Below are 22,263 nucleotides of genomic sequence, written 5' to 3' on the forward strand. Positions count from 1 at the left end.
AGCAGGCTGTCTGCAACCAAACTGGAGGACAAAAAATGTCACAGAAGCCTCAATCTAAAGTCGCACTGGTTGCGGGTGCAAGCGGTATTGTCGGCAGCAAACTGGTTAAAACGCTGTTGCAGAATGAATGGCAGGTTATTGGATTGTCTCGCGCAGGAGGCGCTCACCGGGGCACGGTGCCGTTTGTTAACGTCGATCTGCTCAATGAAAAAGACACTGCACGCGCCCTCAAGCCCCTTCGGCACGTTACCCACATTTTCTACAGCGCCTGGCTTAATGCCGCGAGCTGGCGGGAAATGGTTGAACCCAACGTCACCATGTTACGTAACCTGGTCACTCAGGTTGAGAACGTGGCTCCGCTGGAAACGGTGAGCCTGATGCAGGGCTACAAAATTTACGGCGCTCATCTTGGCCCGTTCAAAACCCCCGCCAGAGAAAGCGATGCCGCTATTCCCGGCGCCGAATTCAATACGGCGCAACAGGACTGGCTCTGCCGCTTTCAGCATCATAAAACCTGGCACTGGCATGCACTTCGTCCTGGCGTTGTCGGCAGCGCGTTAACCGGCAATACCATGAATCTTGCGCTGAGTATCGCGATATACGCTTCACTGTGCAAAGCGCAAAATCTGCCCCTGCGCTTTCCAGGGTCGCAGCGCACCTGGCACAGCATTATCGATCACACCGATGATAGCTTATTGTCTGCCGCCACCCTGTGGGCATCAACCGCATCCTCCGCCAGGAATCAGGCATTTAACATCAATAACGGTGATATCTGGCGATGGTGTGAGCTCTGGCCCCTCATTGCAGGCTGGTTTGAACTGGAGACGGCGCCCCCGGTTGCGTTGTCATTTCAGCAGCTTTTCGGCGATTACCGCAGGACATGGCATGCCTTGGCGGAAAAAAAACAGCTGGTTGAGGCTGACATCATGAGGCTGAGTGACGGTCAGTTCGCCGATTTTGTCTTTAGCTGGGATTACGATATGTTTGGTGATGGCAGCAAACTGAGGCGGGCAGGGTTTACCGAATTTTGCGCCACGGATGAGATGTTTATCCGCCTGTTTACTCAGTTCAGGATGGCGAACATTATTCCCTGAGGCATGCAGCGAGCCATTTTCCCCTGCCGCAGCGCTGGCAGGGGAGCATTGATCAATCGCGCTTCGCAGGCAAAAGCCGCCCACGGGAGCGGAAAAACAGGGCCATCAGGCACCTGGTCGAATCACGCTAAACTGGCTTCACGACGCAGAGGTATGTCAACGCGCCGACAGAACGGATCAATCAGATGATGACCCGGCCGTTATTAACCGAATGGCACCAGCGGTTTTTATAGTCTCCGGACATCGAACCGTAGGAGTAATGAAGAGGAAGCTGCTTTTCTGCTGCTTCCTGATACAAGGCTGTCAGGTTCTTCCACATCAGCATTGTCCCCACCGCGCCAGCATTGCTGTCTATCCGGTAGCCAATATTAATAAAATCAACGAACATCCCGGCACTGCTCGAGACAGAAAGCAGGAGCTGCAGTGCAACAGGTTCATTATGCAGGAACATCATATAGCCTTTGAAACAGGGCTGAAACTCCCGGAAAAACGCTTTATTAATGGCCCTCTCCGCGATGGCCTGATTGCGTCTCGCCTGATAGAGAATCTCAAACACCTCAAAAATATGTTCCCCGTCAAGCTGGCTGACATTGAGAAAACTCCCCCCGTCATTGAGAAACTTTCTGAGCTCTCTCTCCCGTGTCGAGACCGTTTTACGGGAAAAGTCGGCGACAGGGCTCTTGGTAAAAGCGGCATGGCTCTTACTAAACAGGCTATAGGAGGTATTGAGGAAGCGATGACGCTGCAAATGATGTAGCGACTTGCACCGGAAAGGTAAAAGCACCTTTTTCGACGCCTCGTTGCAAAACGGCACATAGACAGAGGTTGAGGGAGCAAGTAGCGCGGGAAGCGAACGCTGCCGATGTCTGCCATCGTTGGCAAGCCAGCCCTTTTCAACGCACACGCTCCCCATCGTTTTCCCTTTCCTTTGATAAGAATAAAAGTCAAAGGACTGCCCACATCGCATTTTAAAGGCAATAAATTCCGGTGCGGACTCGCAGTTATAACCAAAATTATTACAGGCTCTTTGATAATCCTCAAAAGAGCACTGCCCCCATCTGAAAAACTTGGGAATAAACATGTCAGGCGCTAACTCTTAATCAAGCATGTAAACTTCAGAGAAGCGAATGGGTTCTCTGGGTATGTAAACCATGAAAAATACAGGGTATTTTAAAGATAAGCGCTGCGGCTGAACAGGTGATTATCGAGCACTGTAAGCAGTAATGCGGGTTTGTTTAAAATCGGTTGAGCAACGGTCAAATAGCGAAAATACAGTAGAGCGTTAAGAAACAGATCGTAAATAATTAAAAACATTAATGCGTATTTAAACATCAAGGCATCAATATTTAAAAAAAACTATTTAATTAAAGTCTGTTTACTCAGAAACGTTCATGAGCCTGAAAAGAATATAAAAAAAAATACCGGTTTATTCGAAATGTCGCGCTGACCTGAGAATCGCTGCCCAGAAACAGGGGTCATCCCGTTCTGTTAGGAACAGACTGCTTTCTGACCAACCCCAGACTCACCAACCATTCTAAAGGCGATGCCCTTTTTTACAGGCGGCGCTTGCCGCAGGCAGGTACAGCCTCCACGCTGCCTGCTAAGACAGAAACGCACTCAGCAGAGGGTGATCTGTACCCGTGCCTGTAGAACTGCTCAGTTCAGGCCCGATCTCTCAAAAAAAAGCCCCTGCGAGGAGCGTTAAGCCAGCACACTGGCAAATCGTCCTACCACAGGGGCTATTACCGCCACTCAGCCAGCGCTATTTATGCGCAAGGATCTGCGCATGCATTTCCTGTACTGAAATCACTTTTTCAGTCGGGTCGGCGTTTAGCGCCATGGCCGTTGCAAAACCCCCGTTTAGCGTAGTGTCGTAATGAACTTTGTATTGCAGCGCACTACGACGAATCAGCTTGGAGTCTTCAATAGCCTGGCGGCCTGCCGTGGTATTCACGATGTAGGCATATTCGCCGTTTTTCAGCCGGTCCTGAATATGTGGGCGGCCTTCGTGAACCTTGTTAACCAGGCGAGGATTAATGCCCGCTTCCCCCAACACCACAGCGGTGCCGTGAGTGGCATCCAGCTCAAAGCCAAACTTCTGCAACTTCGCGGCCAGGTCAACGATACGTTTCTTATCGCCCTCACGGACCGACAGCAGCGCGCGTCCGGTTTTCTTCATGTTGCTTTGCGCACCCAGCATCGCTTTGGCAAAGGCCTCTGCAAAGGTACGGCCCACGCCCATGACTTCACCGGTTGAGCGCATTTCTGGCCCCAGAATGGGGTCAACGCCCTGGAACTTGTTAAACGGCAGCACCACTTCCTTGACAGAGTAGTAAGGCGGAATCACCTCTTCGGTGACGCCCTGCTCTGCCAACGTTTTGCCTGCCATCACGCGTGCGGCGACTTTCGCCAGCGGTACGCCCGTCGCTTTTGACACAAAAGGAACGGTACGCGCAGCACGTGGGTTAACTTCAATCAGGTAGACTTCATTGTCTTTCACCGCGAACTGCACGTTCATTAAGCCGCGAACGTTCAGCTCAAACGCCAGCTTTTCAACCTGCTGACGCATTACGTTTTGAATATCCTGACTCAGCGTGTAGGCCGGCAGAGAACAGGCCGAGTCACCTGAGTGAACGCCTGCCTGCTCAATGTGCTCCATGATGCCGCCGATCAGTACACGCTCACCATCACAGATGGCATCCACATCGACTTCTACAGCATCGTCAAGGAAGCGATCCAGCAAGACCGGCGCATCGTTAGAAACCGACACCGCCGTCTGGAAATAACGCTTCAGGTCTATTTCGTCGTAGACGATTTCCATCGCACGTCCGCCCAGCACGTACGAGGGACGGACCACCAGCGGATAACCAATCCCGGCAGCTTTTTCTACCGCCTGCTCCAGGGTGGCAACGGTGGCGTTGGCAGGCTGCTTCAGGTTCAGGCGGTCAACGGCCTGCTGGAAGCGTTCGCGGTCTTCTGCCCGATCAATCGCATCCGGGCTGGTCCCGATGACCGGTACGCCAGCGGCTTCCAGTGCACGAGCCAGTTTCAGCGGAGTCTGACCACCGTACTGCACAATCACCCCTTTCGGTTTTTCGATGCGGACGATCTCCAGCACGTCTTCAAGCGTTACCGGCTCGAAGTAAAGGCGGTCAGAGGTGTCATAATCCGTGGAGACGGTTTCCGGGTTACAGTTCACCATGATGGTTTCGAAACCGTCTTCGCGCAGCGCCAGTGCCGCATGAACACAACAGTAGTCAAACTCAATGCCCTGGCCGATACGGTTTGGTCCACCACCCAGTACCATGATCTTGTCACGATCCTGGTTAGGATTCGCTTCGCACTCTTCCTCATAGGTAGAGTACATATAGGCTGTATCGGTCGAGAATTCTGCCGCGCAGGTATCCACCCGCTTGTAAACCGGATGCAGATTGTGATGCTGACGTAGCTTACGAATTTCACCTTCTGCCACGCCCACCAGTGAGGCCAGGCGCGCATCGGCAAAACCTTTGCGCTTCAGCGTGCGCAGGAAATCGGCGTTCAGCCCGTTCACGCCTTCGCGCGCTACCTGCTCTTCAAGACGAACCAGCTCTTCAATCTGCACCAGGAACCAGCGGTCAATATTGGTGAGATTGAATACGCCGTCCACCGACATCCCCGCACGGAAGGCATCGGCGATGTACCAGATCCGATCGGAACCGGCATCTTTCAGCTCACGACGGATACGGGTTAAGGCTTCCGCATCGTCAAGGTGGACTTTCGGATCAAAACCATTCGCGCCAACCTCCAGGCCGCGCAGCGCTTTCTGCACCGACTCCTGGAAGGTGCGACCAATCGCCATGACTTCGCCCACTGACTTCATCTGCGTGGTCAGACGGTCATTCGCACCAGCAAACTTTTCAAAGTTGAAGCGAGGAATTTTTGTGACGACGTAATCGATTGAAGGCTCAAACGAGGCAGGCGTCCGTCCACCGGTAATGTCGTTCATCAGCTCATCGAGCGTAAAGCCAACCGCCAGCTTTGCCGCCACTTTCGCGATCGGGAAGCCGGTTGCTTTGGAGGCCAGCGCCGAGGAACGTGACACGCGCGGGTTCATCTCGATCACGATCAGACGACCATTTTTCGGGTTCACCGCAAACTGTACGTTGGAGCCGCCGGTTTCCACACCAATCTCACGCAGCACCGCCAGCGAGGCGTTACGCATAATCTGGTACTCTTTGTCGGTCAGCGTCTGCGCGGGCGCAACCGTGATGGAGTCGCCCGTGTGGATCCCCATGGCATCAAAGTTTTCAATTGAGCAGACAATGATGCAGTTGTCGTTTTTGTCACGCACCACTTCCATCTCATACTCTTTCCAGCCAATCAGCGATTCGTCAATTAACAGCTCGTTGGTTGGGGAAAGGTCGAGGCCGCGTTCACAGATCTCTTCAAACTCTTCGCGGTTATACGCGATACCGCCGCCGGTGCCGCCCATGGTAAAAGACGGACGGATAATGCAGGGAAAGCCCACATCGGCCGCCACTGCCAGCGCTTCATCCATGGTATGCGCGATACCGGAGCGCGCGGTATCCAGACCGATGCTTTTCATCGCCACGTCAAAACGACGACGGTCTTCTGCTTTATCAATAGCGTCTGCGGTTGCACCAATCATGGTGACGCCGAATTCTTCCAGCACGCCCTGACGCTCCAGCTCCAGCGCACAGTTCAACGCCGTCTGGCCGCCCATGGTGGGCAGCACCGCATCCGGGCGCTCTTTTTCAATGATTTTACGTACCACTTCCCAGTGAATCGGCTCAATGTAGGTTGCATCGGCCATTTCCGGGTCGGTCATAATGGTGGCCGGGTTGGAGTTCACCAGAATGACGCGGTAACCCTCTTCACGCAGGGCTTTACACGCCTGTGCACCGGAATAGTCGAATTCGCAGGCCTGACCGATCACAATCGGACCGGCACCAAGAATCAGGATGGATTGTATGTCTGTACGTTTTGGCATGATTAGCTCCTGATTACTTTGCTTTCGAACGGAATGCGTCAATCAACTCAATAAAGTGGTCAAACAGCGGTGCAGCATCACCCGGTCCCGGGCTGGCTTCCGGATGGCCCTGGAAGCTAAACGCAGGCTTATCGGTGCGGTGGATGCCCTGCACCGTCTTATCGAACAGGGAGATATGCGTCACACGCAGGTTCGCAGGCAGATTCGCCTCATCCACCGCGAAGCCGTGGTTCTGCGCCGTGATCATGACGCGGTTGTTGTCCAAATCTTTAACTGGATGGTTGCCGCCGTGGTGGCCCAGCTTCATTTTGACGGTTTTCGCGCCGCTGGCCAGGGCCAGCAGTTGGTGGCCCAGGCAAATACCAAACACCGGGATATCGGTTTTCAGGAAGGCTTGAATCGCCTCAATGGCATAATCGCAGGGCTCAGGATCGCCAGGGCCGTTAGAGAGGAAGATACCGTCCGGATTCATCGCCAGGACCGTTTCTGCTGGCGTTTTGGCCGGCACCACTGTCAGGCGGCAGCCGCGGTCCACCAGCATACGCAGGATGTTGCGTTTCGCGCCGTAATCATAAGCGACGACGTGGTAAGGCAGTGCTTCTGCCTGTTTCTGTTCTGGCAAATCCCCTTCCAGTGTCCAGCTCCCCTGCTGCCAGGCATAGGTTTCAGCCGTCGTCACTTCCTTTGCCAGATCCATGCCTTTCAGGCCAGGGAAAGCCTGCGCTTTTTGTAAGGCCAGAGCCGCATCCAGATTATCGCCTGCAATAATGCAGCCGTTCTGCGCGCCCTTTTCCCGTAACAGTCGCGTCAGCTTGCGCGTATCAATATCGGCAATCGCCACGATGTTATTGCGCTGCAGATAAGCCGATAAGCTTTCTTCGCTACGGTAGTTGCTGGCAATCAGCGGCAGGTCACGAATGACCAGGCCCTGCGCATGGATTTGACTGGATTCTTCATCGGCGGCGTTAGCACCAACATTGCCGATATGGGGATAAGTGAGAGTAACAATCTGGCGGGAATAGGAGGGATCAGTGAGGATTTCTTGATAACCGGTCATTGACGTATTGAAAACGACTTCCCCCACTGCCGACCCTGTAGCCCCGATGGCCCGACCGTGGAATTGGGTTCCGTCTTCCAGAACCAAGAGCGCTGACTTAATCAAAACATCCTCCAGGGAATAAACAGTCACAATATCTGCATATTAATTCAAAATAGTGATCTGAATCAATGCAAAAACTGCCTGAGTGGTCAATTTTTGGCAAATTGCGCGCATTCTAATGATCGTCCTGATACTTGTCCACCCTGAAGCAACATTTTTAACATCTTTTCAGGCTCAGAGCGAAAATGAAGAGGATAAGCGTTAAAAACAGGGGTAAACACAGCCGAATAAACGTTTGCCGATCGCAGTCGATGTTTATTCCGGGAAAACCAACTGCTAATTTTGACCAAATGGTCAAAATTAGCAGGTTTACTGAGAAGCGAAAGGAAGAAAAACCCGACTTTCATTCATCACAATGAAGAAAAAGGCCAAAGCGACTATTTTTTAGATAAAATTAAGGGCAATTAAAAAATTGCCCTTCTCAATCAAGTTATTAGCGATTGAAATCACCACATCACACAGGTAAAACTCATTACAAACTTGATAAATCCAGCACGTCACGCATATCGTAAAGCCCGGTTTTATTCTCACTCAGCCAAATGGCAGCCTTTACGGCGCCATTGGCAAAGGTCATGCGACTGGACGCCTTGTGCGTTATCTCTATGCGTTCCCCTTCGTCGGCAAATAACGCGGTATGCTCTCCGACAATGTCTCCTGCCCGCACAGTGGCAAAACCAATGGTATTCGCTTTTCGCTCACCGGTATGGCCCTCACGGCTGTAAACGGCATGTTCATCCAGTTTCCAGTCCATCGCCTCTGCAATCGCCTCGCCCATCGCCAGCGCCGTGCCGGAGGGTGCATCCACCTTGTGGCGATGATGCGCTTCAATAATTTCAATATCCGCATAATCGCCCATCACTTTGGCGGCTTTCTCCAGCAGCTTCAGGACCAGATTAACGCCTACGCTAAAGTTAGCGGCAAACACAATGCCAATATCCGCCGCCGCGTCGCGAATCGCTGCTTTACCGGCGTCATCAAAGCCTGTCGTACCGATGATCATGGCTTTGCGGTGCTCACGACAGATGGCAAGGTATTCCAGCGTTCCTTCAGGGCGGGTGAAATCAATCACGACGTCAAAATCATCGACGACGGCGCGTAAGTCATCTCTCAGGGTAACGCCAGCGTGGCCGATACCGGCCAGTTCACCTGCGTCGCTGCCGATCAACGAGGATCCCGGTCGGGCTAACGCTGCGCCCAGCTCAACGCCTTCCAGCTGAGCAACCGCCTGAATCAGATTGCGCCCCATGCGCCCCGGCGCGCCCACGATGGCAATGCGGATATTCTTCATATTTATTCATTCCTAAAACAAATCTATGCATGCAAGCGCAATCAGGTTAACCATGAGATAACAACTGCGCCACTCTTTCTCGGGGATAATAAGAATTTTTATGCCAGGTGGGGCGGATTATCAGTAAAAGCAATTTCCGCCGCCAGCACCCGGTCTGAAAAGCAAAAAGGCCGAACAGAGTCGGCCTTTTGATTGCTTAACGTGTGCGGATTACTGCACGTTGCGGACGTCAACCCGCAACTCTTTGGGCACTTCAAACACAATGTTTTCTTCCCGCCCTTCCAGCACTCTCGCTTCACCACCGCCCAAGGCCTGCAGGCGACTAATCACGTTCTGAACCAGAATATCGGGAGCCGAAGCGCCCGCCGTTACGCCAACACAATCGACAGAAACCACCCACTCAGGCTGAATGTCCGCCGCATCATCAATCAGATACGCCGCTTTACCCATGCGCTGGGCCAGCTCGGCCAGGCGATTGGAGTTAGAGGAGTTTTTCGATCCGACTACCAATACCACATCGGCCTGCTCGGCCATCGCCCGCACGGCTTCCTGACGGTTGGTGGTGGCATAACAAATATCATCTTTACGTGGGCCCACGATTTTCGGGAAGCGAGCGCGCAGCGCATCAATCACTTCCGACGTGTCATCCACCGACAGCGTCGTCTGGGTCATAAAGGACAGGCGGTTGTCATCTTTAACGTCCAGCTTCCAGACGTCCTCCGGCGACTCCACCAGGTACATCCCACCTTTAGGGTTATTGTACTGCCCCATGGTGCCTTCCACTTCCGGATGGCCCGCGTGGCCAATCAGTACCGATTCTTCACCCCGACGGCTGGCGCGGGCCACTTCCATATGCACCTTGGTCACCAGTGGGCAGGTGGCATCAAAGACGGTGAGATCACGCCCTTTTGCTTCATTGCGTACCGCCTGCGAGACGCCGTGGGCAGAGAAAATCAGGATAGCGCCATCAGGCACTTCCGCGATCTGCTCAATAAAAATCGCGCCGCGCTGGCGCAGGCTGTCCACCACGTAGCGGTTATGAACCACTTCGTGCCGGACGTACACCGGCGCACCAAACAGCGTTAGTGCGTTTTCAACAATGCTGATGGCGCGATCTACACCTGCACAAAAACCCCGTGGATTAGCCAGCAGAATTTGCATTGTTCGCCTCCAGTACCGGATCGATATCCAGCACCTCAATATCAAACTGAACGCGGTGGCCTGCCAGCGGATGGTTGAAATCCACGGTGATTGAATCACCGGAAATTTCCCGAATCACGCCTGGCATTTCACTACCGCCCATTCCGGTAAACAGCATGATGGCGCCAATCTCAGGCTCTCCCGTGTCAATAAAATCACGGCGGGAAAAGTACTGGATAAGATCGGGGCTGACGCTACCAAACGCGTCTTCTGGTGCCAGCGTGAATTGATGTTTTTCACCCGGCGTCAATCCCAACAGTGCCTGCTCCAGCGCGCCGGACAGGCTACCGTCGCCGAGACGAAACAGCGCAGGTTTACCGTTGGCACGAGTGGATTCCGCCACTGAGCCGTCTTCCAGCTTCATGACGAAATGCAACAATACCGCGCTGTCGCCCTGTACAGACTCAGTCATGGTTTACCCTTTTTTAACCTGCTTGCTGGAAGGATTGAAAAAGCCCTCCAGCACCACCAACGCGGCCCCGATACAGATGCCGCAGTCAGCGATATTAAATGTAGCAAAGTGCCAGTTACCGACGTAGAAATCGATAAAATCTACCACAAAGCCATGATACGAACGGTCAAACAGATTGCCCACTGCGCCGCCAATGATTAAGGCATAGGCGATATTGGCGATCTTCTGACTGGCGCTGTTGCGGTACATCATGACCAGTAACGACACCACGATCGCCAGGGCAATGCCGGCAAAGAACCAGCGCTGCCAGCCGCCTTTATCCGCGAGGAAGCTGAACGCCGCGCCATAGTTATGCGCATAGAACAGGTTAAGGAACGGCATCAGCGGCTGCGTTTCATGCAGCATCATGTTGTTCATGACCCACTGCTTGCTGATGAAATCAACAACGATAACAACCAGCACCAGCCACAGCCAGCGCAATCCGGTGGAGAAAACAGGTCTACTCATCAGGCAAACTTACGCTCTTCGCCGTTGCCGGCTACGTTGGTGTAACAGCGACCGCACACCGCAGCGTGCTCCGGATTCTGACCGACGTCAGTCGTGTAGTGCCAGCAGCGCGGGCATTTCTCGCCTTCTGCCTTATGCAGGCCGATTTTCAGCCCTTTTACCAGTTCGCTCTGCTGCGCTTCAGCCTCTGCCTCTGCGTAATCAGCGACCTGAGCACCGGAGGTCAACAGCACAAAACGCAGTTCGTTACCTAACGCCTGCAGTTTCGTCGCCAGGTCCGCATCGGCATACAGAGTAACGGACGCTTCCAGCGCGCCACCGATACGTTTGTCGCTACGCGCCTGCTCGATCACCTTGTTCACTTCACCACGTACTTTCAGCAGTTCTGCCCAGTACGCATCGTTCAGCGCTTCGTTTTCTGGCAGACCAAACAGGCCGGTATACCACTCTTCAGTGAAGACATACTTCGCCCGATCGCCTGGCAGATAGCCCCAGATTTCGTCGGCCGTGAAAGACATGATCGGTGCCATCCAGCGTACCAGCGCTTCAACAATGTGCCACAGCGCTGACTGGCAGCTACGGCGGGCCAGGCTGTCGCCTTTCGCGGTGTACTGACGATCTTTAATGATATCCAGGTAGAAGGAGCCCATCTCGATGGAGCAGAACTGCATCAGGCGCTGAATCACTTCGTGGAAATCGTAGTGCTCGTAAGAGGCGATGATATCCGCCTGCGCCGCCTGCGCACGTCCCACCGCCCAGCGATCGACCACCACCATCTCTTCCGGTTTAACCAGATCGGTGGCCGGGTTAAAGCCGCTCAGGTTGGCTAACAGGAAGCGCGCGGTGTTACGAATACGACGATAGGCATCCGCAGAGCGTTTCAGGATTTCATCGGATACCGCCATCTCACCCGAGTAATCGGTAGAAGCAACCCACAGGCGCAGAATGTCCGCACCCAGCTTGTCCATGACATCCTGGGGTGCAACGGTATTGCCGATGGATTTGGACATCTTGCGGCCCTGACCATCGACGGTAAAGCCGTGCGTCAGTACCTGGCGATAAGGCGCTTTGCCTTTCATCGCGGTCGAGATCATCAGCGACGACATAAACCAGCCACGATGCTGATCGGAACCTTCCAGATACATATCCGGTGTATTGCCACCAAATTCCGGGCGGGCATCCACGACCGAATAGCTGGTGGAACCTGAGTCAAACCAGACGTCCAGCGTGTCCGGCACCTTCACGTAGTGGTCAGCATCGTCGCCCATCAGATCGCGCGGATCGAGATCCCACCATGCCTGGATGCCATCCTGCTCAACGCGCTGCGCCACTTTTTCCATCAGCGCCAGGGTATCCGGATGCAGGGCTTCGGTTTCTTTGTGTACGAACAGCGCCATTGGCACGCCCCAGGTACGCTGGCGGGAAATACACCAGTCAGGCCGGTTGGCAACCATGGACTCAATGCGCGCCTGACCCCAGTCCGGGATCCACTGCACGCCTTTGATCTCCTGTAATGACTGAGCACGCAGGCCTTTCTGATCCATGCTGATAAACCACTGCGGCGTGGCACGGAAGATAATCGGGGTTTTATGGCGCCAGCAGTGTGGGTAGCTGTGCAGCAGTTTTTCAACGTGCAGCAATGCGCCTTTCTCTTTCAGCAGCTCAACGATCATATCATTGGCTTTAAAGACGTTAATGCCGTCGAGTCCCGGATACGTACCCGGCAGGTAGGCACCATCAGGGCCGACCGGGTTAGCCGTTTCCAGACCATATTTCTGACCAATCACGTAGTCATCCGGGCCGTGGCCTGGCGCGGTATGAACAGCCCCCGTACCGGCATCCAGCGTGACGTGCTCACCTAATACGACTTTGGACTGGATCTGCTCAAGCAGAGGATGCTGGAACAGCTGCAATTCCAGGGCCGCGCCCTGACATTCGCCCAGCACGGTCCAGTCGCTGACGCCCGCGCGTTTCATGACGCTCTCAACCAGATCTTTTGCCAGGATCAGGCTACGTCCTGCAATCTGCACCAGCTGATAGGTGAACTCGGGATGCAGTGAAATACCGCGGTTAGCCGGAATGGTCCACGGCGTGGTCGTCCAGATCACCAGCGAAACCGGGCCTTCTGAGGCGGTCACACCGAAGGCTGCGCGCGCCCTGTCCGCATCAACGGCATTGAACATCACATCGATGGAGGGGGAGGTTTTGTCGTAGTATTCCACTTCGGCTTCCGCCAGAGCAGAACGGCAATCCATGCACCAGTGCACCGGCTTGGCGCCTTTGTGCAAGTGGCCATTGCCGATGATTTTACCCAGGGCACGGATGATATTGGCTTCGGTGGTGAAGTCCATGGTGAGGTAAGGACGATCCCAGTCGCCCAGCACGCCCAGGCGAATAAAGTCGGCTTTCTGCCCTTCAACCTGTTCGGCGGCATACTGACGGCAGGCGGCGCGGAATTCGGCGGCGCTGACTTTTTCGCCCGGCTTGCCGATCATCTGCTCAACTTTATGCTCGATAGGCAAACCGTGACAGTCCCAGCCTGGCACATACGGCGAGTCGTAACCTGCCATGCCTTTAGACTTCACAATAATGTCTTTCAGAATCTTGTTAACAGAGTGACCAATATGAATGCTGCCGTTCGCATAAGGAGGGCCATCATGCAGGATAAAGGTTTTTTTCCCTTTCTTGGCTTCGCGGATGATGCCGTACAGGTTGTCATCATACCAACGTTGCAGCATTCCCGGTTCGCGCTTGGCCAGATCGCCACGCATGGGGAACCCCGTTTCCGGCAAATTCAGGGTTGATTTATAGTCACTCATCAGATTCTCGATTCCGTTTTTCGCTCAGGTTACAGACCAAAAAATTGTCGGGCCGTTACCGTATCTTTCGCAATTTGCTCTTTCAACGCATCCAGTGAAGCAAAGCGCTGCTCGTTTCGTATTTTCTGCTTCAACACCACATCAATGTGGCGACCATAGAGATCCATATTGATGTCCAACAGGTGAACTTCAAGCTGTTGGCGCAAACCTTTTACCGTCGGGCGGGTGCCGATATTGGCAACGCCAGGCAGGGGTTGTGGCCCCAGCCCATGGACTTCCACCGCATAAACGCCTTTAACCGGCGACACGCAGCGGCGTAAAGGAAGATTAGCCGTAGGGAACCCCAGCGTGCGTCCGAGTGCATCACCGTGCACGACGCGCCCAGAGATACTGAAAGGATGGCCCAGCAGCGACTGCGCCAGCGCTAAGTTGTCCTCGGCCAGTGCCTGACGCACCGCCGTGCTGCTGATGCGCTTACCGCCGTCACAAAAGGTTTCTGTGCTGACCACATCAAAGCCATACTGGGCGCCGGCTTTCTGTAATAGCAGGAAATCCCCCTGGCGACCAGCGCCAAAGCGGAAATCATCCCCGACGGCAAGATAGTTCACGCCCAGCTTGTTCACCAGCAGTTCGCTGATAAAACTCTGCGCCGACAACGCGGCAAAGCGATGGTCAAAACGCACGCACAGCACGGAGTCCACGCCGATCTCTGCCAGATATTTTAGCTTCTCTCGCAAGCGAGTGAGCCTGGCGGGTGCGCTTTCGCCCGCAAACAGTTCAAGCGGCTGGGGTTCAAACACCATCACCATCACTGGCAGGTTACGTTTCCGTCCCTCTTCCAGCAACCGCCCCATCAGCGCCTGATGACCGCGGTGCACACCATCGAAATTACCAATGGTCAAAACGCAGCCGTGATGCTGCGCGTTAAGATTATGAATACCGCGGATAAACTTCATGGCTGACTCAAACCGGTGGAAATCGGCGGATTATACCCTCGAAAGCCGCCAAGGTTAACCCGTGAACACGCCTTTCATGCGTTACAGGCCGTATTTACTGCCTTGCAAAGCCGCTGAGAGAATTTTGTTGCGAAATACTGTATTCAGGGAGCGGAAGCTGGTAGAATCTTGCGCCATCAAATACGTAACCGAGTGTCATACAGGTTATCACTTGTAAACGACGCTTATTTGCACAAATCCATTGACAACAGAAGGTCCAAAAGGCATAGTCCTCGGCCTTTGATTTGTCTCTATCGAACATATTTGGGAGTTGGACCTTGGCTAATATCAAATCAGCTAAGAAACGTGCCGTAACATCTGAGAAACGTCGCAAGCATAACGCAAGCCGTCGCTCTATGATGCGTACCTTCGTTAAGAAAGTATACGCGGCGATCGCTTCAGGCGACAAAGCTGCTGCGCAGAACGCATTTAATGAAATGCAACCAATTGTGGACCGTCAGGCTGCTAAAGGTCTGATCCACAAAAACAAAGCTGCACGTTATAAAGCAAACCTGACTGCACAGATCAACAAACTGGCTTAATCGCCATTTGTTCATCGCTTTGTTGAAAGAACCGGCGCTAAGCCGGTTTTTTTATGCCTGCTGTTTAGCACCGCCAGGCGACTGTCTCTTCATGACTTTATCTTCCTGACTTTATCTTCCAGCCCTGCCCTGCCATGCCAGACAACCCACCGCCTCTGCACTGCTCTCAACCTGCCGAACAATGCTGCCCCAGGTTCAGGCTCGTAGCGCTCCGGACAGCCTCTATCACGAGCCCTCCTTCGGGTTATCAGGTCCAGGGTGAACAGAAAAGGTCAATCACGGCGTCCTTGCGAGTTCAGACCGGCCGCAGAGTAACGCGATAACAGCCAGTCAACGCGCGATGTCATCGTGGGTCACAGGCCATATTGAGATGTTGAGATGTTGAGACAGGAAACAGCATTGCTGCAACACCGGATGAATGTGTTGCAGCAATGGATTTTTATCGCAGCTTGATTCGCAATAAGGTGTAACCCAGAACGGCGGAAAGCAACGAACCGCTGAGGATACCCAGCTTAGAGAACGTCACTAACTGCTCGTGGGCAGCGTCAAAGGCCAGCGAACTGATAAATATCGACATGGTAAAGCCAATACCGCACAGCACGCCAATCGCCATGATATCGCGAATAGTCGTGCCGCTCGGCAAGGCTGCCAGCCTCAGCTTCACCGCCAGCCAGCAAAACAGCGTAATCCCCAGCGGCTTACCGATTAACAGGCCCAGGATGATGCCCAGCGGCTCTGGTGACAGCACATCGCCAAAGGTGATACCCGTCAGCGAAATCCCGGCATTCGCAAAGGCAAACAGCGGCAGAATCAGCCAGTTCACCCACGGCATTAATCCGTGTGCCAGATGTTCCGCAGGCGAATGGCCGTCTTTCTCTTCCAGCGGTACAAAGAAGCCCACGATCACGCCCGCCAGCGTAGCATGGACGCCCGATTTCAGCACGGCCGTCCACAGCACTATGCCGACCAGCATATAGATGGCGATATTCCGCACGTTACAGCGGTTCAGCACCGCCAGCACCACGATAGCGCCTGCCGCCACGCTCAGAGACATCACAGACAGATCGCTGGTGTAAAACAGCGCGATGATCACGATGGCACCCAGGTCATCAATAATCGCCAGCGCCATCAGGAATACCTTCAGGGCGGTCGGCACACGGCTGCCAAGCAGGGCAAGGACTCCGAGCGCAAACGCGATATCCGTCGCGGTGGGGATCGCCCAGCCATTTCGGGCAATCTCATCACCGTGGTTAAACAGCAAAAACACCAGTGCCGGTGCCGCCATTCCCCCTAACGCGGCAATCACCGGAAAGATGGCCCGATCGCGGCTGGCGAGTTCGCCTGAGATCAGCTCGCGCTTCACTTCCAGACCAATCAGCAGGAAGAACAGTGCCATCAGGGCGTCGTTGATCCATAGAAGCAGATTTTTACTGATATCCAGTTCGCCGAAGCGAATATGTACCGGTGTATCCAGCAAAGCCTGGTAGCCCTGGGCGGTGGAAGCGCCATTGGCGAGGATCATAGCGACGACCGCAGCCAGAATGAGCACCATGCCGTTGCTGGCATCGCTCTCAATAAAACTTTTCAGTAAATGCTTAATTCGACGAGGTTTTGACAAAATGCACTCCTCCTGAGCGTAATACAGAATGCTGAGCAGTGTAACGATTCAACGAACCTGATAAAAAGCTTATTTAGTCGCTTTTACATTACGTTAGACTTTTGGCTACAACAGCCCGCGAATGATAACCCGACGGGAGAACCGGATAGCCGTGAAAGGTGCAGAGCTGGTCTGTGCCAGAAACCGTTTCAGCAGTGCAGGACGCAAAAAAAAGCGGAGAGTTTCCTCTCCGCTTTCATCGGGTCTGACGTCAGTAACGCGATTAACGCGTCAGGTCGTCGAAGAATTTCTTCACGCCGTCGAAGAAGCTTTTGGAGCGCGGACTGTTATGCTCGCCGCTGGGCCCACCAAAGCTCTCTTCCAGCTCACGCAGCAACGCTTTCTGCTTGTCGTTCAGGCTGACTGGCGTTTCCACCACCACACGACACAGCAGATCGCCTACCGCACCGCCGCGCACCGACTTCACACCACGCCCGCGCATGCGGAACAGCTTGCCGGTCTGGGTTTCTGCCGGGACTTTCAGCTTCACGCGACCGTCCAGCGTCGGCACTTCAATCTCGCCACCCAGGGCGGCCATCGCGAAGTTAATCGGTACTTCGCAGTAGAGGTTGTTCTCTTCACGCTCGAAGATCGGGTGTTTTTTCACCGACACCTGCACGTACAGATCGCCCGCAGGTGCGCCCTGCTCACCGGCTTCACCTTCGCCGCTCAGACGAATACGGTCGCCCGTATCCACACCGGCAGGAATTTTTACCGACAGGGTTTTCGATTTCTCTACGCGACCGTGCCCGTGACAGGCATTGCACGGATCTTTAATCACCGAGCCGCGACCGTGACAGGTCGGACAAGCCTGCTGTACGGTGAAGAAGCCCTGACGCATCTGTACCTGGCCTGCACCATGACAGGTTGAACAGGTTTGCGGTTTGGTGCCCGCTTTGGCACCGCTGCCGTGGCAAACGTCACACTCTTCCAGCGTCGGTATACGGATCTCTTTGGTCACGCCGCGAACCGCTTCTTCCAGCGTCAGCTCCATGTTGTAGCGCAAATCTGCACCACGGGCTGCGCGCTGACGGCGGCCACCACCAAAGATGTCACCGAAAACGTCGCCAAAGATATCGCTGAAATCTGCACCGCCGCCGCCAAAGCCGCCGCCGCCGTATCCGCCACCGCCCATACCACCTTGTTCAAAGGCAGCATGGCCGTACTGATCGTAGGCCGCACGCTTCTGAGGGTCGGTCAGAATCTCGTAGGCTTCTTTCGCTTCTTTAAATTTGGTTTCAGATTCTTTATCACCGGGATTGCGGTCCGGATGATGTTTCATCGCCAGGCGTTTGTAAGCCTTTTTGATTTCACGCTCGTCTGCAGATTTGGCGACGCCTAAAATCTCGTAGTAATCACTCTTCGCCATTTATTTAGCCCTTAACATGATCGCACGGGCGTGGAGAAAACTCCTACGCCCGTGCTGGTTTCAACGGCTGTCAGGGCAACCGTCGCGCCCGGTCAGGGGCAATTATTTCTTATTGTCTTTCACTTCTTCGAATTCAGCATCAACCACGTCGTCATCTTTCTTCGCTGACGCATCGTGGGCATCCGCTGCACCTGCCTGAGACTGCTGTGCCGCTTCCATCAGCTTGCTGGATACTTCCATCAGCGCCTGCATTTTGGCATCGATCTCTGCTTTATCTTCGCCTTTCAGCGCAGTTTCCAGCGCGCTCAGTGCAGCTTCGATAGGCGCTTTATCATCAGCTGACAGCTTGTCGCCCGCTTCATCCAGCTGCTTACGTGTGCTGTGCGCGATCTGGTCGCCCTGGTTACGGGTCTGCACCAGCTCTTCGAACTTACGGTCAGATTCTGCGTTCGCTTCAGCATCACGAACCATCTTCGCAATCTCGTCCTCGTTCAGGCCGGAAGACGCCTTAATGGTGATCTTCTGCTCTTTACCGCTGTTTTTGTCCTTCGCCGACACGTGCAGGATACCGTCCGCATCGATGTCAAAGGTCACTTCAATCTGCGGCATACCGCGTGGCGCAGCCTGAATGCCGTCCAGGTTAAACTGGCCCAAAGACTTGTTGTCGTTGGCACGCTTGCGTTCACCCTGCAGCACGTGAATCGTTACGGCAGACTGGTTGTCTTCTGCCGTCGAGAACACCTGGCTGTGCTTGGTTGGGATGGTGGTGTTCTTGCTGATCAGCGATGTCATCACGCCACCCATGGTTTCGATACCCAGTGACAGCGGGGTCACGTCCAGCAGCAGAACGTCTTTAACATCACCACCTAACACACCGCCCTGTACCGCAGCACCTACGGCAACTGCTTCGTCCGGGTTCACATCTTTACGTGGCTCTTTACCAAAGAACTCGGTCACTTTCGCCTGAACCAGTGGCATACGTGTCTGACCACCGACCAGGATGACATCGTTGATGTCAGAAACTGACAGTCCGGCGTCCTGCAGTGCCACTTTCAGCGGCTCGATAGAGCGAGCAACCAGATCTTCAACCAGTGATTCCAGTTTAGAACGAGTCACTTTAATGTTCAGGTGCTTAGGACCGGTTGCGTCCGCCGTGATGTACGGCAGGTTAACGTCGGTCTGCTGCGCAGAAGACAGCTCGATCTTCGCTTTCTCTGCCGCTTCTTTCAGGCGCTGCATCGCCAGCGGATCGTTGTGCAGATCGATGCCCTGATCTTTCTTAAATTCCGCGACCAGATAGTTGATCAGACGGCTGTCGAAGTCCTCACCACCCAGGTGGGTATCACCGTTGGTTGCCAGCACTTCAAAGGTTTTCTCGCCATCAACTTCATCGATTTCGATGATAGAGATATCGAATGTACCGCCACCCAGGTCATAGACCGCGATCGTGCGGTTGCCCTGGCCTTTATCCAGACCGTAAGCCAGTGCCGCGGCGGTAGGTTCGTTAATGATACGTTTGACTTCCAGACCTGCGATACGGCCGGCATCTTTGGTCGCCTGACGCTGCGCATCGTTGAAGTAGGCTGGAACAGTGATAACCGCTTCAGTCACTGGCTCACCCAGGAAATCTTCAGCCGTTTTCTTCATCTTTTTCAGGACTTCCGCAGAAATCTGCGGCGGTGCCATTTTCTGGCCTTTCACTTCCAGCCATGCGTCGCCGTTATCGGCACCCACAATTTTGTATGGCATGATTTTGATATCACGCTGCACTTCTTCGTCCTGGAAGCGACGGCCGATCAGGCGCTTAATCGCAAACAGGGTATTCTGCGGGTTGGTGACGGCCTGACGTTTAGCCGGTTGTCCGACCAGAGTTTCCCCATCCTGGGTGTAAGCGATGATCGAAGGCGTGGTGCGATCGCCTTCCGCGTTTTCGAGTACGCGCGCTTTGGTGCCGTCCATGACCGCAACACAAGAGTTGGTTGTACCCAGGTCAATACCAATAATCTTACCCATCTAAACATCTCCCACTTAAATTCGTTGCCAGTTTGGGTTGTGAACCTTTTATGTGGGCAGGTTGTTTACATTCAACCCAACCTCACATGCTTTTTTTTACAACGTTCACAACGCTCGATGACAAGTAAATGGGGTCGCTTAGAAGCGCATCAAGGGTTAAATGAAAAAAAATTTTCAGTCCCTGTCAGACCAGGATCAAAGACGGCTATGAATACGCTGACTATTATGCGGCTCGCCGCGCTTATTCTGCATTGAGGCGGGCAGCGCCTTTTACGCTAACAACACCGCTGAGGAACGATGACAACGACAACACTGGCCAATCCTGCCCCCCTGGGGTTGATGGGATTCGGCATGACAACGATTTTACTGAATTTGCACAATACGGGCCTGTTTGCCATGGATGTGACCATTCTGGCGATGGGCATGTTTTATGGTGGGATTGCGCAGGTGCTGGCCGGACTGCTGGCGTTTAAAAAGAATAATACGTTTGGACTGACGGCCTTTACCTCTTACGGCATGTTCTGGCTAAGCTTTGTGGCTATTCAGTTACTGCCTGAAATGGGGCTGGCGAAACCGGCCAATGAGACCTTTTTAGGCGCCTGGCTAGGACTGTGGGGCCTGTTTACCCTGTTTATGTTCTTTGGCACGCTGCGGAGCGCAACGATGCTGCAGTTTGTTTTCGGCTCGCTGGCGTTATTGTTCCTGTTACTGGCGACGGGTCACCTGGCGCATCTTCCCGCGCTGATCCCCTGCGCAGGCTGGGTCGGGTTGGTGTGCGGTGCCAGCGCCTGTTACCTGGCCATAGGTGAAGTGCTAAACGAAACCTTCCGACGGATCGTTCTGCCCATCGGCGCGTAAGCAAATGGTCGAGGCAGCACGCGGAGCCCGGCTCCGCGTGCGTGTTTATGCCTGTTTTATCCCGTCACACAGATTCGGCTCATGGCTGATATCCTGTCTGAGCCAGAGACCGGTCAGCAACCCGACCAGCGCAAGCGTCATGACATACCAGCCGGGTGCCATGGTGGAAACGTTCATCAGCAGCGTCACGCAAATCGGCGTCAGGCCACCAAATACCGCATAAGAAAGATTATAAGAGAACGACAAGCCGGTGAAACGCACCTCAGCAGGGAACGCACGTACCATCACAAAGGGCACAATCCCCACGACGCCCACGCTAAAACCCACCAGCCCATAGAGCTGAAACAGGTAATCAGGATACTGAGGCGCGAGGGAATAGAACATCCCGCTACACAATGCCAGCAGCACGCTACCGAGGCTTAACGTCCGACTGGCGCCAAAACGGTCCACCAACAGCCCGGCAACGATGCAGCCGATACATAACATGATAATCGCGATGCTGTTGGCCTTTAAGGTGAGCGCCGGGGCCATACCATGCTGTTTCTGCAGCCAGACCGGCGCCATTAAAATCACCACCACGATGCAGGCAGACAGCATCCAGGTCAGCAGAATCGAAATCACGACCGATTTTTGGTGTTTAAGGATTACGGTTTTCAGCGGCAGCTCCTGCGCCAGCGTTTTACGCTGCTGCATTTCAATGAAAACCGGCGTTTCATGTAGCCAGCGGCGAAGATACATCGCCCCCAGGCCAAACAATCCGCCCAGGAAAAAAGGAATGCGCCAGCCGCCATCATGAATGGCCTGCTGGGTCATGGTGGTATTAATTAAGGTTGCCACGACCGACCCTAACAGGATGCCGATAGTGAGTCCGGCGGTCAGCGTGCCGCAGGCGATACCAATACGTTTGTAGGGCACGTGCTCCGCCACAAAAACCCATGCGCCCGGGACTTCCCCACCAATCGCCGCGCCCTGTAGCATGCGCATCAGCAGCATTAACAGGGGGGCCGCCAGGCCAATCGCGTCCCAGCCAGGCAGTGCGCCCATAGCCAACGTGGGCAGCGCCATCAACAAAATACTCAGGCTGAACATTTTTTTGCGTCCCACTTTATCGCCAAAGTGGGCCATGATGATGCCGCCCAGCGGACGCGCCAGGTAGCCCGCTGCAAAAATGGCGAACGTCTGGAGCTGGCGGAGCCATTCAGGAATATCGCTGGGGAAGAAAATCTCGCCGATCACGGCAGCGAAAAAGACGAAAATAATGAAGTCGTAAAATTCCAGCGCGCCACCCAGCGCCGCGAGTGCCAGCGTTTTGTAATCCTGGGGTTTCAGGCGCGGTGTCTCAAGTGTGGTCATAAGC

The 22,263-nt window shown here is 54.1% G+C and carries 16 protein-coding genes; 3 read left to right on the plus strand and 13 right to left on the minus strand.

Features of this window, described 5'->3' with window-relative positions; all coding sequences use genetic code 11:
• The first annotated feature begins 35 nt into the window (after window positions 1-35).
• Window positions 36-1,094 (plus strand): SDR family oxidoreductase, encoded by a 1,059-nt coding sequence (locus PAGR_RS18060; RefSeq protein ID WP_013024571.1) that lies wholly within the window; start codon window positions 36-38, stop codon window positions 1,092-1,094.
• A gap of 181 nt (window positions 1,095-1,275) precedes the next feature.
• Here the strand turns inward: PAGR_RS18060 and PAGR_RS23305 are convergent, their stop codons facing one another.
• The 9 genes from PAGR_RS23305 to ribF form a co-directional block, all read right to left on the minus strand.
• Window positions 1,276-2,175: a GNAT family protein gene (locus PAGR_RS23305; protein WP_014606609.1), complete on the minus strand. Its 900-nt coding sequence runs from the start codon at window positions 2,173-2,175 to the stop codon at window positions 1,276-1,278.
• 681 nt (window positions 2,176-2,856) lie between these two features.
• On the minus strand, window positions 2,857-6,087 hold the full coding sequence (gene carB, locus PAGR_RS18070; RefSeq protein ID WP_014606610.1) for a carbamoyl-phosphate synthase large subunit: 3,231 nt from the start codon (window positions 6,085-6,087) through the stop codon (window positions 2,857-2,859).
• Window positions 6,088-6,100: 13 nt separating this feature from the next.
• On the minus strand, window positions 6,101-7,249 hold the full coding sequence (gene carA, locus PAGR_RS18075) for a glutamine-hydrolyzing carbamoyl-phosphate synthase small subunit (protein WP_014606611.1): 1,149 nt from the start codon (window positions 7,247-7,249) through the stop codon (window positions 6,101-6,103).
• Window positions 7,250-7,718: 469 nt separating this feature from the next.
• Window positions 7,719-8,534: a 4-hydroxy-tetrahydrodipicolinate reductase gene (gene dapB / locus PAGR_RS18080; RefSeq protein WP_014606612.1), complete on the minus strand. Its 816-nt coding sequence runs from the start codon at window positions 8,532-8,534 to the stop codon at window positions 7,719-7,721.
• 210 nt (window positions 8,535-8,744) lie between these two features.
• The gene (gene ispH / locus PAGR_RS18085; RefSeq protein ID WP_014592886.1) at window positions 8,745-9,695 is read right to left on the minus strand and encodes a 4-hydroxy-3-methylbut-2-enyl diphosphate reductase; all 951 of its coding nucleotides are present in this window, start codon (window positions 9,693-9,695) and stop codon (window positions 8,745-8,747) included.
• Complete coding sequence (gene fkpB / locus PAGR_RS18090; RefSeq protein WP_014592885.1) at window positions 9,676-10,146, minus strand: FKBP-type peptidyl-prolyl cis-trans isomerase; 471 nt, start codon at window positions 10,144-10,146, stop codon at window positions 9,676-9,678. Before fkpB ends, ispH begins: the two co-directional genes overlap by 20 nt.
• A gap of 3 nt (window positions 10,147-10,149) precedes the next feature.
• Entirely contained in the window at window positions 10,150-10,653 is a 504-nt protein-coding gene (gene lspA, locus PAGR_RS18095) for a signal peptidase II (RefSeq protein ID WP_014606613.1), read from the minus strand.
• Window positions 10,653-13,472 (minus strand): isoleucine--tRNA ligase, encoded by a 2,820-nt coding sequence (ileS, locus tag PAGR_RS18100; RefSeq protein WP_014606614.1) that lies wholly within the window; start codon window positions 13,470-13,472, stop codon window positions 10,653-10,655. The genes lspA and ileS overlap by 1 nt, the downstream gene beginning before the upstream one ends.
• A 29-nt stretch (window positions 13,473-13,501) precedes the next feature.
• Complete coding sequence (gene ribF / locus PAGR_RS18105) at window positions 13,502-14,428, minus strand: bifunctional riboflavin kinase/FAD synthetase (protein ID WP_013024562.1); 927 nt, start codon at window positions 14,426-14,428, stop codon at window positions 13,502-13,504.
• A gap of 317 nt (window positions 14,429-14,745) precedes the next feature.
• Here ribF and rpsT point away from each other — a divergent pair, with 317 nt between their 5' ends.
• Window positions 14,746-15,009: a 30S ribosomal protein S20 gene (gene rpsT / locus PAGR_RS18110; protein ID WP_006117633.1), complete on the plus strand. Its 264-nt coding sequence runs from the start codon at window positions 14,746-14,748 to the stop codon at window positions 15,007-15,009.
• Between the two features lie 439 nt (window positions 15,010-15,448).
• Here the strand turns inward: rpsT and nhaA are convergent, their stop codons facing one another.
• The 3 genes from nhaA to dnaK all read right to left on the minus strand — a co-directional run bounded on the left by nhaA (window position 15,449) and on the right by dnaK (window position 20,048).
• Window positions 15,449-16,627 (minus strand): Na+/H+ antiporter NhaA, encoded by a 1,179-nt coding sequence (nhaA, locus tag PAGR_RS18115; RefSeq protein WP_014606615.1) that lies wholly within the window; start codon window positions 16,625-16,627, stop codon window positions 15,449-15,451.
• Between the two features lie 262 nt (window positions 16,628-16,889).
• Window positions 16,890-18,035: a molecular chaperone DnaJ gene (gene dnaJ / locus PAGR_RS18120; RefSeq protein ID WP_013024559.1), complete on the minus strand. Its 1,146-nt coding sequence runs from the start codon at window positions 18,033-18,035 to the stop codon at window positions 16,890-16,892.
• Between the two features lie 102 nt (window positions 18,036-18,137).
• Complete coding sequence (gene dnaK / locus PAGR_RS18125) at window positions 18,138-20,048, minus strand: molecular chaperone DnaK (RefSeq protein ID WP_013024558.1); 1,911 nt, start codon at window positions 20,046-20,048, stop codon at window positions 18,138-18,140.
• A gap of 297 nt (window positions 20,049-20,345) precedes the next feature.
• Between dnaK and PAGR_RS18130 the strand changes: the two genes are divergently transcribed.
• Window positions 20,346-20,906 carry an acetate uptake transporter gene (locus tag PAGR_RS18130; protein WP_014606616.1) on the plus strand — a complete coding sequence of 187 codons (561 nt, stop codon included), beginning with the start codon at window positions 20,346-20,348 and terminating at the stop codon, window positions 20,904-20,906.
• Window positions 20,907-20,951: 45 nt separating this feature from the next.
• Here the strand turns inward: PAGR_RS18130 and PAGR_RS18135 are convergent, their stop codons facing one another.
• On the minus strand, window positions 20,952-22,259 hold the full coding sequence (locus PAGR_RS18135) for an MFS transporter (RefSeq protein ID WP_013024556.1): 1,308 nt from the start codon (window positions 22,257-22,259) through the stop codon (window positions 20,952-20,954).
• Between the last annotated feature and the right edge of the window lie 4 nt (window positions 22,260-22,263).

The organism is Pantoea ananatis PA13, from assembly GCF_000233595.1.
In the GTDB taxonomy this organism is placed as follows: Bacteria; Pseudomonadota; Gammaproteobacteria; order Enterobacterales; family Enterobacteriaceae; genus Pantoea; species Pantoea ananatis.

What these genes read in the sequence shown, in the direction of transcription:
- PAGR_RS18060 (WP_013024571.1), top strand. Translation starts at nt 36, where the DNA reads ATGTCACAGAAGCCTCAATCTAAAGTCGCACTGGTTGCGGGTGCAAGC.
- PAGR_RS23305 (WP_014606609.1), bottom strand. Translation starts at nt 2,175, where the DNA reads ATGTTTATTCCCAAGTTTTTCAGATGGGGGCAGTGCTCTTTTGAGGAT.
- carB (WP_014606610.1), bottom strand. Translation starts at nt 6,087, where the DNA reads ATGCCAAAACGTACAGACATACAATCCATCCTGATTCTTGGTGCCGGT.
- dapB (WP_014606612.1), bottom strand. Translation starts at nt 8,534, where the DNA reads ATGAAGAATATCCGCATTGCCATCGTGGGCGCGCCGGGGCGCATGGGG.
- ispH (WP_014592886.1), bottom strand. Translation starts at nt 9,695, where the DNA reads ATGCAAATTCTGCTGGCTAATCCACGGGGTTTTTGTGCAGGTGTAGAT.
- fkpB (WP_014592885.1), bottom strand. Translation starts at nt 10,146, where the DNA reads ATGACTGAGTCTGTACAGGGCGACAGCGCGGTATTGTTGCATTTCGTC.
- lspA (WP_014606613.1), bottom strand. Translation starts at nt 10,653, where the DNA reads ATGAGTAGACCTGTTTTCTCCACCGGATTGCGCTGGCTGTGGCTGGTG.
- ileS (WP_014606614.1), bottom strand. Translation starts at nt 13,472, where the DNA reads ATGAGTGACTATAAATCAACCCTGAATTTGCCGGAAACGGGGTTCCCC.
- ribF (WP_013024562.1), bottom strand. Translation starts at nt 14,428, where the DNA reads ATGAAGTTTATCCGCGGTATTCATAATCTTAACGCGCAGCATCACGGC.
- dnaJ (WP_013024559.1), bottom strand. Translation starts at nt 18,035, where the DNA reads ATGGCGAAGAGTGATTACTACGAGATTTTAGGCGTCGCCAAATCTGCA.
- dnaK (WP_013024558.1), bottom strand. Translation starts at nt 20,048, where the DNA reads ATGGGTAAGATTATTGGTATTGACCTGGGTACAACCAACTCTTGTGTT.
- PAGR_RS18130 (WP_014606616.1), top strand. Translation starts at nt 20,346, where the DNA reads ATGACAACGACAACACTGGCCAATCCTGCCCCCCTGGGGTTGATGGGA.
- PAGR_RS18135 (WP_013024556.1), bottom strand. Translation starts at nt 22,259, where the DNA reads ATGACCACACTTGAGACACCGCGCCTGAAACCCCAGGATTACAAAACG.